The 11,647-nt window shown below is 67.5% G+C and carries 10 protein-coding genes; 6 read left to right on the top strand and 4 right to left on the bottom strand.

The window, feature by feature from the left end; genetic code table 11:
- Nucleotides 1–7: 7 nt before the first annotated feature.
- The 3 genes from AC1DS6_RS09460 to AC1DS6_RS09450 all read right to left on the bottom strand — a co-directional run bounded on the left by AC1DS6_RS09460 (nt 8) and on the right by AC1DS6_RS09450 (nt 2,351).
- Nucleotides 8–391 (bottom strand): DUF2784 domain-containing protein, encoded by a 384-nt coding sequence (locus tag AC1DS6_RS09460; RefSeq protein WP_441637278.1) that lies wholly within the window; start codon nt 389–391, stop codon nt 8–10.
- Nucleotides 388–1,305 (bottom strand): LysR family transcriptional regulator, encoded by a 918-nt coding sequence (locus tag AC1DS6_RS09455; protein WP_035873173.1) that lies wholly within the window; start codon nt 1,303–1,305, stop codon nt 388–390. The genes AC1DS6_RS09460 and AC1DS6_RS09455 overlap by 4 nt, the downstream gene beginning before the upstream one ends.
- Before the next feature lie 107 nt (nt 1,306–1,412).
- On the bottom strand, nt 1,413–2,351 hold the full coding sequence (locus tag AC1DS6_RS09450) for a LysR family transcriptional regulator (protein ID WP_441637276.1): 939 nt from the start codon (nt 2,349–2,351) through the stop codon (nt 1,413–1,415).
- Nucleotides 2,352–2,692: 341 nt separating this feature from the next.
- Here AC1DS6_RS09450 and AC1DS6_RS09445 point away from each other — a divergent pair, with 341 nt between their 5' ends.
- Together AC1DS6_RS09445 and AC1DS6_RS09440 are read left to right on the top strand one after the other, a co-directional pair.
- Complete coding sequence (locus AC1DS6_RS09445; RefSeq protein WP_441636838.1) at nt 2,693–4,003, top strand: MFS transporter; 1,311 nt, start codon at nt 2,693–2,695, stop codon at nt 4,001–4,003.
- A 41-nt stretch (nt 4,004–4,044) separates the two neighbouring features.
- Entirely contained in the window at nt 4,045–5,256 is a 1,212-nt protein-coding gene (locus tag AC1DS6_RS09440; RefSeq protein ID WP_441636840.1) for a M20 aminoacylase family protein, read from the top strand.
- Here AC1DS6_RS09440 and AC1DS6_RS09435 read toward each other — a convergent pair.
- The gene (locus AC1DS6_RS09435) at nt 5,241–6,191 is read right to left on the bottom strand and encodes a hypothetical protein (RefSeq protein ID WP_441636842.1); all 951 of its coding nucleotides are present in this window, start codon (nt 6,189–6,191) and stop codon (nt 5,241–5,243) included. The two genes, AC1DS6_RS09440 and AC1DS6_RS09435, sit on opposite strands and share 16 nt — an antisense overlap.
- 358 nt (nt 6,192–6,549) lie before the next feature.
- Here AC1DS6_RS09435 and gcl point away from each other — a divergent pair, with 358 nt between their 5' ends.
- The 4 genes from gcl to AC1DS6_RS09415 all read left to right on the top strand — a co-directional run bounded on the left by gcl (nt 6,550) and on the right by AC1DS6_RS09415 (nt 11,620).
- Nucleotides 6,550–8,325, top strand: coding sequence for a glyoxylate carboligase (gcl, locus tag AC1DS6_RS09430; protein WP_441636844.1), 1,776 nt, complete (start codon nt 6,550–6,552; stop codon nt 8,323–8,325).
- A gap of 130 nt (nt 8,326–8,455) precedes the next feature.
- Nucleotides 8,456–9,238, top strand: a complete 783-nt coding sequence (hyi, locus tag AC1DS6_RS09425) for a hydroxypyruvate isomerase (RefSeq protein ID WP_441636846.1) — start codon at nt 8,456–8,458, stop codon at nt 9,236–9,238.
- A 52-nt stretch (nt 9,239–9,290) separates the two neighbouring features.
- Nucleotides 9,291–10,217 carry a 2-hydroxy-3-oxopropionate reductase gene (glxR, locus tag AC1DS6_RS09420; RefSeq protein WP_441636848.1) on the top strand — a complete coding sequence of 309 codons (927 nt, stop codon included), beginning with the start codon at nt 9,291–9,293 and terminating at the stop codon, nt 10,215–10,217.
- Between the two features lie 89 nt (nt 10,218–10,306).
- Nucleotides 10,307–11,620 carry a glycerate kinase type-2 family protein gene (locus tag AC1DS6_RS09415; protein WP_441636850.1) on the top strand — a complete coding sequence of 438 codons (1,314 nt, stop codon included), beginning with the start codon at nt 10,307–10,309 and terminating at the stop codon, nt 11,618–11,620.
- Nucleotides 11,621–11,647 lie beyond the last annotated feature (27 nt).

Genomic DNA, 11,647 nt, shown 5'->3' with positions numbered 1-11,647 from the left:
CGCGGGCTCACGCGCGAGCGTTGGCGCGCCGGCGCCGCACGCGGCGGTAGAGCGCGAAGTAGACAGCCATGTTCAGCGCAAGCACCAGGGCGCCGAGCACGATCTGGATTTCGCGCGTGAGACCGTCGGGGTAGATCAGTTGCAGAACGTAGTGCTGGATGAAGTCGCCCCCGTAGGCTTGCAGGCCGGCGCGCTGGCGCAGCGCGTTTTCCAGCGGCGTGAGCGGGCAGATCCACCCGCTCCACTCCACCACCACGCCCCATGCCGCCGCCGGCAAGTGCAGCCATGCCAGGCGCGGCCAGCGCAGCACCAGCACGCCGCCCAGCATCGCGAAGACGATAAAGGCAAGGTGCAGCAGGACGACCGCGTCCGCCAGCCACGCCGCCATCATCGCCCCTGCCGCCCCGTCCAGTAGCCCGGCACCGCGAACGCCGCCTTCAGGTGCTCGATAAAGAAACGGATCTTGGCCGGCACCGGACGCTGCTGCGGGTACACCGCAAGGATGTCGTAGTCGGGCAGCGCGTACTCGTCCAACACGGTGATCAGTTCGCCGCTCTCCAGTTGCGAGAGGATTTCCCACGTGGAACGCCAGCCCAGTCCCAGTCCCTCTCCGGTCCAGCGGTGCAGCAGTTCGCCGTCGTTGCAATCGAGGTTCCCGTTCACGCGCACCGTCACGGTCTTGCCGTCCTGCTGGAAATACCAGCCGCGCTGCTGGCCGCCCTGCAGGTTGAACGCCAGGCAGTTGTGCTGGGCCAGGTCGTCCAGCGTCTGCGGCACGCCGTAGCGCGCGAAGTAGGCGGGCGTGCCGCACACCACGCGCTTGTTGGTGGCCAGCTTGATGGCGACGAAATTCGGATCGATGGCGCCGCCGATGCGGATGCCCACGTCGTAACCCTCGCGCACCAGGTCCACCACGCGATCGGTCAGGTTGAAGGAGATCTGCACCTCCGGATTCGCCGCCAGGAACGCCGGCGCGTGCGGCGCCACGTGCTTGCGACCGAACGCCGCCGGGGCCGACACGATCAGGTGCCCGGTTGCCTTGTGCTTGCCTTCCGCGATCAGCATCTCGGCACGGTCGAGATCGGCCAGCGCCTTTTTGCACTGCTCCATGAAGGCCGCGCCCTGCTCCGTCACCACGATGCGCCGCGTCGAGCGGTGCAGCAGCTTCACGCCGATGCGCGCCTCCAGCGCATTGATGCGGCGCCCGATCATCACCGGCGTCACGCCCTGCGTCAGGGCGGCGGCGGCCATGCTGCCGTGCTCGACGACCGCGATAAAGGCTTCGATTTGCTTTAGCTTGTCCATGCTGTGTGTCTCCTGAGCGTCATTGTGGCGCATGGGAGGCCGCCACGCATGCGCGCGGTGCTATGGGCGCAATTCGCCGGGGCGCATGGGACCTGCGGCAACCGCGCTCAGGGGCGCCCGCGCACCGCCGGCCGCCCCCGCGGCATCCCTTGCGCCCGATGCCGTACCTCCTTGCTGAACTCCGCGCACGCATGCGTCATCAGGTCTTCGGACCGGTACACCAGGAACACCCGGAACTCCGGCAGTTCGTCGCTGATCGGCAGGCGCACCAGCGACGCGGGATCCAGCCGCAGCGGCCCGGTGCCGTCGAACACGAAGTCCGACCACATGCTGATCAGGTCGGTGCGCGTGGCGAGTTGCAGGCCGAGCAGGTTGGAAGCGCTCTGCACGATGCGCTTGGGCATGTCCAGCCGATGCAGGCGCATCAGGCTGGCCAGCGGGCTGCCGGGGTCGTCGAGCGGGTCGAGGACGAGCCAGTCGGCGTCGAGCAGCGGCCGCAGCCGGCGTACCCGCCGCAGCGGATGGCCGGCACGCACCGCCAGCGACATGCCGGTGGAGAACAGCGGCTCCCACTGGAAGGCGCCGGTGCCGGGGCCGCTGTTGGTGGAGATCAGGCCAAGGTCGAGCCGGCCTTCGCGCAGGCCTTCGAGGATCTGCTGCGGGCGCAGCTCGAAGCCGCGCAGCGCGACATTGGGAAAGCGTTTGCGGAAGGCGGCCATGGCATCGGGCAGCGGCCCGCTGGAGGCCACGGCGGTCAGGCCGATATTGAGCTGCGCGTCGGCGTGGCCGCGGATCGCTTCGATGTCTTCCAGCGCGTGGCGCAGCTCCTGCTCGACCAGGCTGGCGCGCTTGACCAGCGCCACGCCGTAGGCGGTCAGGCTGACGCCGCGCACGGAACGCGACATCAGCGTGACGCCGAGTTCGCGTTCCAGTTCGGCGATGGCCTTGGACAGCGCCGGCTGCGACACATGCAGGCTGCGCGAGGCTTCGTGGATGCTGCCGTGCTGGGCTACCGCCAGCAGGATGCGCAGTTGCTGCAGCTTCATCTTTCCCTTTCCCTGTTTTCCTGTTTTTTTTCGGTGCCCCGCGCCGGTGCGCCACGCCCCGCGGCCGTGCGCGTGGGGCGCTCCAGGCACGCGCGCGCGTACCCGGCGCTGCGCCGCGATGCCGCGTGGCACAAGGCTTCTCCGTACTTCTACCGATAGCGGCGCAACCCTGGTTATGACGGCGATGCCATTTGGTTATCAGGATGAAAATATATGATTTTTGGCTTGCCGTGTTTGCCTGAATACTTCATCGCCAGGGATTCCACATTCCCTACGCTGGACGCAGGCAACCGCCGGCCTCCACGGCCCGATCCCCCAACCCAGTTCGTGGAGACACCGACATGAACGATGCCACCCTGCCTGGCGCGCCTTCTCTGGCGCCTGCCCAGGCAATATCCGCCAGCCCGGCCCGCCAGAGCCAGTTCCGCCTGATCGCCGCCTGCTCGATCGGCAATGCGCTGGAAATGTACGACTTCACCGTCTACAGCTTCTTCGCCCTGCTGATCGGCAAGCTGTTCTTTCCGTCCGGCAGCGCCTACGGCTCGCTGCTGCTGGCGGTGGCGACGTTCGGCATCGGCTTCGTGATGCGGCCGCTGGGCGGCTTCGTGATCGGCAACTACGCGGACCGCCACGGACGCAAGGCCGCCATGACGCTGACCATCGGCCTGATGGTACTCGGCACGCTGTGCCTTGCCTTCGCCCCGACCTACGCTTTCGCCGGGCTGTTCGGCCCGCTGATGATCGTGGCCGGCCGCCTGCTGCAGGGCTTTTCGCTGGGCGGCGAGATCGGCGCTTCCACCGCCATGCTGATGGAATCCGGCGGCGTCAAGGGCCGCGGCTTTCGCGTCAGCTGGCAACTTGGCAGCCAGGGCATCGCGGCGACGCTGGGCGCGCTCACGGCCGCCATTCTTTATGGCGTGCTGCCGCAGGCGTCGCTGGAGAGCTGGGGCTGGCGCGTGCCCTTCGTGCTGGGCCTGCTGATCGCGCCGGTGGGGCTGTATATCCGTGCGCACCTGGACGAGACGCACACGGCCCAGCCGCACGCCCCAAGCCCGCTCGGCACGCTGTTCCGCGAGCATGGCGGCACCGTGGTCAAGGGCATCCTGACCATCATCGGCGGCACGGTCGCCACCTATCTGGTGGTGTATTTCATGCCCACCTACATGATCCGGGAACTGCATCTGCCGCCGTCGCTGTCGCTGCTCTCGGGCTGCGTGACGGGTGTGGTGTGCCTGGTGATGTCGCTGCTGGCCGGCACCCTGGCCGACCGCCTGCCGCGCCGCAAGCCGCTGGTGCTGGGCTCGATGGTCTTTACGCTGGTGTGCCTCTATCCGGCGTTCTGGCTGATGACCCATTACCCGAGCGTGCCGCTGGTGCTGTCGCTGTCCGCGCTGCTGACCGCCAGCGTCTACCTGGGCTCCACGCCGATGCTGCTGATGATGATGGAACTCCTGCCGGCCAAGGTGCGCGCCAGCGGCCTGTCGGTGATCTATGCGGTGGGCGTGACGGTGTTTGGCGGCTCCTGCCAGTTCATCGTCACCTGGATGCTGGCCAAGACTGGCAACCCGATGGCGCCGGCCTTCTACATGATGGCCTGCGGCGCGGTGACCATCCTCGCGGTGCTGACGATCCGCGAAACCCGAGAAGACTAAAGCCTTTCCTCCCCTGCCGCTTCGTAGCCAAGGAATACAGAATGACCCGCGAACCCACCCTGACTCCCTTCCAGTTGCTGCCGCACCTGCTGCCGCAGATCCAGATCGACGCCGACACCTTTATCGGCATCCGCCGCCAGATCCACGCCCGGCCCGAACTCGGCTTCGAGGTGGGCGCCACCAGCAAGCTCGTTGCCACCTTGCTGGAAAGCTGGGGCTACGAGGTGCATACCGGCATCGGCAAGAGCGGCGTTGTCGGGCAGCTCAAGGTGGGCAACGGCAAGCGCCGCCTGGGCATCCGCGCCGACATGGACGCGCTGCCGATCGTCGAGGCCACGGGCCTGCCTTATGCCAGCAAGAACCAGGGCAAGATGCACGCCTGCGGCCACGACGGCCACACCGCCATCCTGCTGGCCGCCGCCAAGGCGCTGGCCGACAGCCGCGACTTCGATGGCACGCTCAACCTGATCTTCCAGCCCGACGAGGAAAACCTGTGCGGCGCGCGCGCCATGATCGAGGACGGCTTGTTCGAGCGCTTCCCGTGCGATGCGGTCTTCGCCCTGCACAATATGCCCGGCGTGCCGGCCGGCAGCTTCCGGGTGCTGCCGGGCCCGGTGAGCCTGTCGTCCGACGTGGCGGACGTGACCATCAAGGGCGTGGGCGGGCACGGCGCCATGCCCCACCGCGCGCGGGATCCGATCGCCGCGTCGGCGGCCATTGTCACCGCGCTGCAGACCGTGGTGGCGCGCAACGTGGCGCCGGACGATACCGCGGTGCTGTCGGTGGGCTTTATCCGCGGCGGCGCGACCCATAACGTGATTCCGGAATCGGTCACGCTGGGCCTGAACGTGCGCGCCGCGCGCCCGGAAACGCGCGCGCTGGTGGAGCAGCGCATCCGCGAGATCGTCAGCCTCACCGCGCAGGCGCATGGCGTGGAAGCGCTCATCGACTACCGCCAGCTGACGCCGCCGATGGTCAACACGGAGAGCGAAACCAAGCTGGCGCAGCAGGTTTGCAGCGACCTTGTCGGCGCCGACAAGGTCGTGACGCAAGCGCCCAAGGGCCTGAATGGCAGCGAGGACTTCGCGTGGATGCTGAACGAGGTGCCGGGCTGCTACCTGATCCTCGGCAACGGCGAAGGCGAGTTCGGCGGTTGCATGGTGCATAACCCCGGCTACGACTTCAACGACCAGGTGCTGCCGCTGGGCGCGGCCTGCTGGGTCCGCCTGGCGCAGACTTACCTGACCGCGTGAGATAGCGTGGGCGGACCCGCTGCTGCGCTGTCCGCCTCCGCCTCCACCGCCTCCACCGCCTCGATCGCCTCCCGCTGTTCCGCGGACGAAGCCGAGCCTGGATCCCCTGGTGTCCACGCGTCGCGGACCTCCGGTGGAACAGGCGCCGGCGACGGTACCGCGGGGGCTGGCGCTGTAACGGGTACGGTTGCCGCCGTGGCAGCCGCCGGCGCACCGGCGCCCTGCACGGGCGCCCGCCCCAGCTGCGAACTGATCTCGGCCGCTTCGGCCAGCACGTAGGCAAGCCGCCGCAGCGGCCGGCTGACCTGCAGTTGCAGGAAAAGCGTCAGCGCCGCGCCGGGCACGAAGGCTATGCCGTACAGCGACAGCAGCGGCAACAGGCTGCCGCCCTTGTGCGGCAGTTCGACCAGCCCGGTGACCAGCGCCAGCGCGAACGGGCTCACCGCCAGCAGCAGCCCGATCGTCTTCGTTATCCCTTCCCACATCCGCAATTGCGCATGCACGCGCCGGGCCCGCGCGCGCAGCCCCTGGGCCGGTATCCGCGCCAGTGCGCGCAGCAGCGCGCTCTCCGCCTCATCGTGCCGGTCGACCTGGTCGGCCAGCTGGCCCAGCGGATCGCGCAACCTGCGCGCGAGCGCGGGCAGGTGCGTCAGCAGCAGCGCCGCCAGTCCCGCCACGCTGCCCCCCAGCAGGCAATAGACCAGCCGCGCCTGCCACGGCGCCGGCGTCTGCCTGATCTGATACCTGGTGTACAGCACCGCGCCGGTCGCCAGCAGCGCGGCCAGCGAACAAGCCCAGAACAGCCCCAGCAGGCCGCGCTGCAGCCGCTCCAGGTTCATGGCGGCCGCGGGCGAACCGGCGGTATCGGATACGGCGGGCGGCTTCCGCTTGAGCGCGTCGAGCAGCTCTCGGGTGGGAGGGAGCCTGGTCAGCATGGCGATTCGGTTGGCAATGGAGGGTTCCACGCGGTGCGAGAGCACTGGCGCGATACCCGCACATTGTCGCCATTTGGCGTGCCAAACGGGGGGGCGCCGGGGGCGTGGGCAGGCCTTTTACCGCAAATTCCCACGTATCGTTGCCGTCACACAACGTATGGCAATGGCGCGGGCCCGGCACCGTCCGGCAATGGTGGTTTCAGTGCCCCGCGGCCGCATTCGATATCACAGGTATCGAATCAACTGATCTCCCTTCCCTTTATCCCAACCCGCTTGCGGGAATAGCATGGGCTCCAACAGTGATTCGCAGCAATTCACAGCTTTTCACAAAACATCGCATCAACGATTGGAGACAGACATGCCGAAGATGAGAGCAGTCGACGCGGCCATTGCCGTGCTGGAAAAAGAAGGTATCACCACCGCGTTCGGCGTGCCCGGCGCCGCCATCAACCCGTTCTACTCGGCCATGCGCCGTGCCGGCACCATCGACCATTTCCTGGCCCGCCACGTGGAAGGCGCCTCGCATATGGCCGAGGGCTACACCCGCGCGGAGGCCGGCAATATCGGCGTGTGTATCGGCACCTCGGGTCCCGCCGGCACCGACATGATCACCGGCCTGTACTCGGCCTGGGCTGACTCCATTCCCATTCTCTGCATCACCGGCCAGGCGCCGCGCGCCCGCTTGTACAAGGAGGACTTCCAGGCCGTCGATATCGAATCGATCGCCAAGCCGGTGACCAAGTGGGCCGTGACCGTGCGCGAGCCGGCGCTGGTGCCGCAAGTGTTCCAGCAAGCCTTCCACCTGATGCGCTCGGGCCGTCCGGGTCCGGTGCTGATCGACCTGCCCTTCGACGTGCAGGTCGCCGAAATCGAGTTCGATCCGGAAACCTACCAGCCGCTCGCCCCGTACAAGCCGGTTGCCTCGCGCCCGCAGATCGAGAAGGCCATCGCCATGCTCAACGCGGCCGAGCGCCCGCTGATCGTGTGCGGCGGCGGCGTGATCAACGCCGATGCGGCCGAGCTGCTGGTGGAATTCGCCGAGCTGGTCAACGTGCCGGTGGTCCCGACGCTGATGGGCTGGGGCGTGCTGGCCGACGACCACCCGCTGCAAGCCGGCATGGTCGGGCTGCAGACTTCGCACCGCTACGGCAACGCCACGATGCTGGCCTCGGACTTCGTGCTCGGCATCGGCAACCGCTGGGCCAACCGCCACACGGGCAGCGTCGAGGTCTACACCAAGGGCCGCAAGTTCGTGCACGTGGATATCGAGCCCACCCAGATCGGCCGCGTGTTCGGCCCGGACCTGGGCATCGTCTCCGACGCCAAGGCCGCGCTGGAACAGTTCGTGGAAGTGGCGCGTGAAATGAAGATGGCCGGCCGCCTGCCGTGCCGCAAGAGCTGGGTGGCGGATGTGCAGAAGCGCCGCCGCACCATGCAGCGCAAGAGCGACTTCGACAACGTGCCGGTCAAGCCGCAGCGCGTGTACCGCGAGATGAACCAGTACTTCCCGCGCGATGTGCGTTACGTGTCCACCATCGGCCTGTCGCAGATCGCCGCCGCGCAGTTCCTCTCCGTCAACGAGCCGCGCCACTGGATCAACTGCGGCCAGGCCGGCCCGCTGGGCTGGACCATTCCCGCCGCGATCGGCGTGAAGGTGGCCTCGCCGCAATCGGATGTGGTGGCCATCTCGGGCGACTACGACTTCCAGTTCATGATCGAAGAGCTGGCTGTGGCCGCGCAGTTCAAGGTGCCGTACATCCACCTGGTGGTGAACAATTCCTACCTCGGGCTGATCCGCCAGGCGCAGCGCAATTTCGAGATGGACTACTGCGTGCAGCTCGCCTTCGACAACGTCAACTCGCCCGAACTCAACGGCTACGGCGTGGACCACGTGAAGGTTGTGGAAGGCCTGGGTTGCAAGGCGATCCGCGTGTTCAAGCCGGAGGACATCGCACCGGCCTTTGCCGAAGCCCGCGACCTGATGGCCGAGTTCTCGGTGCCGGTGGTGGTAGAGGTGATCCTGGAACGCGTGACCAATATCGCGATGGGCACCGAGATCGACAACATCAACGAGTTCGAGCCGATCGAAGACATCGAGGAAGCCATCCTCCGCGAAGAAGTGGAAACGGCGTAAGCATCGCAGGCTGACAAGCGCGGGCCATGAGCCCGCGCGCTTTCTGCAAATCAGTACCGCTGCATCAGCGCGCCCCCAATCACCGCATCCGCGCGAGCGGAACCACAAGACAAGTCACCCGGAGACATCTATGCCAAAACTTGCCGCCAACCTGACCATGCTGTTCAACGAAGTGGCCTTCCTCGACCGCTTCGAAGCCGCCGCGCGCGCGGGCTTCCGCGGCGTGGAGTTCCTCTTTCCGTACGCCTTCCACGCTGACCAGATCGCGGACCGGCTCAACCGCTTCCAGCTCGACCTGGTGCTGCACAACCTGCCGGCCGGCAAGTGGGAAGCGGGCGAACGCGGCATCGCCTGCCACCCGGACCGCGTGGGCGAGTTCCAGGACGGCGTGGGCGAAGCGATCAAGTACGCCAAGGTGCTGGGTGTGCGCCAGCTGAACTGCCTGGTCGGCATCCAGCCGCAGAACATCAAGCGCGAGCAGGCGCAGGAAACGCTGGTGGAAAACCTGCGCTTCGCGTCGCAGGCGCTCGCCGCCGAGCAGATCGATCTGCTGGTCGAGCCGATCAACACCTTCGATATTCCCGGCTTCTTCCTGTCGCGCACGCAGCAGGCGCTGGACCTGATCGAACAGGTCAACGCGCCCAACCTCTACGTGCAGTACGACATCTATCACATGCAGCGCATGGAGGGCGAAATCGCCGCCACGCTGAAAGCGCATCTTCCGAAGATCAAGCACGTGCAGCTGGCCGACAACCCGGGCCGCAACGAGCCGGGCACCGGCGAGCTGAATTATCACTTCCTGTTCAAGTGGCTTGACGAGATCGGCTATGGCGGCTGGGTCGGCTGCGAGTACAAGCCGCGCACGACCACCACCGAAGGCCTGGGCTGGCGCGCGGAACACGGCGTGCAGTAAGCAGAACCAGTAAACCCACAAACATTCAACGATCGCATCAAGGAGACATCACATGGCAAACCAACGCAACGTCGGATTCATCGGCCTGGGCATCATGGGCGCGCCGATGGCGGGCCACCTGCGCGCTGCCGGGCACACGCTGTTCGTGCACGACGTCAACCCGGCGCCGCAGGCACTGGTCGATGCCGGCGTCACCGTCTGCACCAGCGCCGAGGAAGTCGCCAAGCGGGCGGACATCATCGTGATCATGGTGCCGGACACCCCGCACGTGGAAGCCGTGCTGTTTGCCGAAAAGGGCGTGGCCGCCGCGCTCAAGGCTGCCGGCAAGGAAGCTGCGCACGGGAAGATCGTGGTCGACATGAGCTCGATCTCGCCGATCGCCACCAAGGACTTCGCCGCGCGCATCAACAAGCTGGGCGCCGCCTACCTGGACGCGCCGGTTTCAGGCGGCGAAGTGGGCGCCAAGGCGGCATCGCTGACCATCATGGTGGGCGGTCCGCAAGAGTCGTTCGACGAGGTCAAGCCGCTGTTCGACCTGCTGGGCAAGAACGTGACGCTGGTCGGCGGCAACGGCGACGGCCAGACCACCAAGGTGGCCAACCAGATCATCGTGGCGCTGAACATCCAGGCCGTATCCGAAGCGCTGCTGTTCGCCTCCAAGGCAGGCGCCGATCCGGCGCGCGTGCGCCAGGCGCTGATGGGCGGCTTCGCGGCTTCGCGCATCCTGGAAGTGCACGGCGAGCGCATGGTCAAGCGTACCTTCGATCCGGGCTTCCGCATCGAGCTGCACCAGAAGGACCTGAACCTTGCCCTGCAAGGCGCCAAGGCGCTGGGCGTGGCGCTGCCGAACACCGCCACCGCGCAAGAGCTGTTCAACACCTGCGCCGCCAACGGTTGGGCCAAGCAGGACCACTCGGCGCTGTGCCGCGCCATCGAGATCATGTCCAACCATGAGATCGCCAAGGGCGGCGCCAAGTAAGCCAGCAGCACCATCATGGCCTGCCCTGGCAGGCCAGCATCATTCCCCGGCCACGCACGGCCGGGGAAGCAGCACTTCCGGATTCCGTCATGCTAGCCACCGATTCCCACTCCGCCCTGCGGGTGCCCCAGCGCCCGGCCGGTCTTTCCGATCCACGCGCGTTGCTGCGTGACCTGTTCGATACCGCGGTCGCCGCCGTCAGCGCCAGCCATTGCCTGCCGCCGCAACTGCCGCCGCCGCCCAAGGGCCGCACGGTCGTAATCGGTGCGGGCAAGGCGGCCGCCGCGATGGCGCAGGCGGTCGAGACGCACTGGCAAGGTGAACTGTCGGGGCTGGTGGTGACGCGCTATGGACACGGCGCGGCGTGCCGCCGCATCGAGGTCGTGGAAGCCGCGCACCCGGTGCCCGATGAAGCCGGCCAGCGCGCCGCGCAGCGCATGGTGGAACTGGTCAGGGGCCTCACCGCCGACGACCTGGTGCTGTGCCTGATCTCCGGCGGCGGCTCCGCGCTGCTGGCCGCGCCCGCGCCCGGCATCACGCTCGCCGACAAGCAGGCCGTAAGCCGCGCGCTGCTCAAGAGCGGCGCCAACATCGGCGAGATGAATTGCGTGCGCAAGCACCTGTCGGCGCTCAAGGGCGGCCGGCTGGCGTTGCACTGTGCGCCGGCACGCGTCGAGACCCTTTTGATTTCCGATATTCCCGGTGACGATCCCACGCTGATCGCCAGCGGCCCGACGCTGCCCGACGCCACCACCTGCGCCGACGCGCTGGCGGTGATCGCCAAGTACGGCATCGAGGTACCGGCCAATGTGCGCGCGCATCTGGAGAGCGGCGCGGGCGAAACGCCCAAGCCTGGCGACGCGCGTTTCGACGGCCATCGCAGCGCCACGCTTGCCACCGCGCAGCAATCGCTGGCAGCGGCGGCGGCGCGTGCGCGCGAACTTGGCTTCGAGGCGCACATCCTGTCCGACAGCATGGAAGGCGAATCGCGCGACGTGGCGCTGGTGCATGCCGCCATCGCGCGGCAGGTCGCGCAGCACGGCCAGCCGTTCAGGAAGCCCTGCGTGATCCTGTCCGGCGGCGAAACCACGGTGACCGTGCGCGGCAGCGGCCGCGGCGGGCGCAATGCCGAATTCCTGCTGGCGCTCGCCGTCGCGCTGGACGGCCTGCCGGGTGTGCATGCCATTGCCTGCGACACCGACGGCATCGATGGCTCCGAAGACAACGCCGGTGCGTTGCTCGCGCCCGATACGCTGAACCGTGCCGCGGCACGCGGACTGTCTGCGCGCGCGCACCTGGGCAACAACGATGGCTACGGTTTCTTCGCCGGCCTGGACGACCTCATCGTCACCGGCCCGACCCGTACCAACGTGAACGATTTCCGCGCCATCCTGATTGTGTAAGCCACGTGATTGAACAAGGGCGCGCCC

It is taken from the genome of Cupriavidus sp. 05L310 (assembly GCF_056398185.1).
Note: the sequence above shows the minus strand (reverse complement) of the source record. Positions and strands in the feature narration are given on the sequence as shown.

Coding starts and splice junctions, on each gene's coding strand:
- AC1DS6_RS09460 (WP_441637278.1), bottom strand. CDS start 391: ATGATGGCGGCGTGGCTGGCGGACGCGGTCGTCCTGCTGCACCTTGCC.
- AC1DS6_RS09455 (WP_035873173.1), bottom strand. CDS start 1,305: ATGGACAAGCTAAAGCAAATCGAAGCCTTTATCGCGGTCGTCGAGCAC.
- AC1DS6_RS09450 (WP_441637276.1), bottom strand. CDS start 2,351: ATGAAGCTGCAGCAACTGCGCATCCTGCTGGCGGTAGCCCAGCACGGC.
- AC1DS6_RS09445 (WP_441636838.1), top strand. CDS start 2,693: ATGAACGATGCCACCCTGCCTGGCGCGCCTTCTCTGGCGCCTGCCCAG.
- AC1DS6_RS09440 (WP_441636840.1), top strand. CDS start 4,045: ATGACCCGCGAACCCACCCTGACTCCCTTCCAGTTGCTGCCGCACCTG.
- AC1DS6_RS09435 (WP_441636842.1), bottom strand. CDS start 6,191: ATGCTGACCAGGCTCCCTCCCACCCGAGAGCTGCTCGACGCGCTCAAG.
- gcl (WP_441636844.1), top strand. CDS start 6,550: ATGCCGAAGATGAGAGCAGTCGACGCGGCCATTGCCGTGCTGGAAAAA.
- hyi (WP_441636846.1), top strand. CDS start 8,456: ATGCCAAAACTTGCCGCCAACCTGACCATGCTGTTCAACGAAGTGGCC.
- glxR (WP_441636848.1), top strand. CDS start 9,291: ATGGCAAACCAACGCAACGTCGGATTCATCGGCCTGGGCATCATGGGC.
- AC1DS6_RS09415 (WP_441636850.1), top strand. CDS start 10,307: ATGCTAGCCACCGATTCCCACTCCGCCCTGCGGGTGCCCCAGCGCCCG.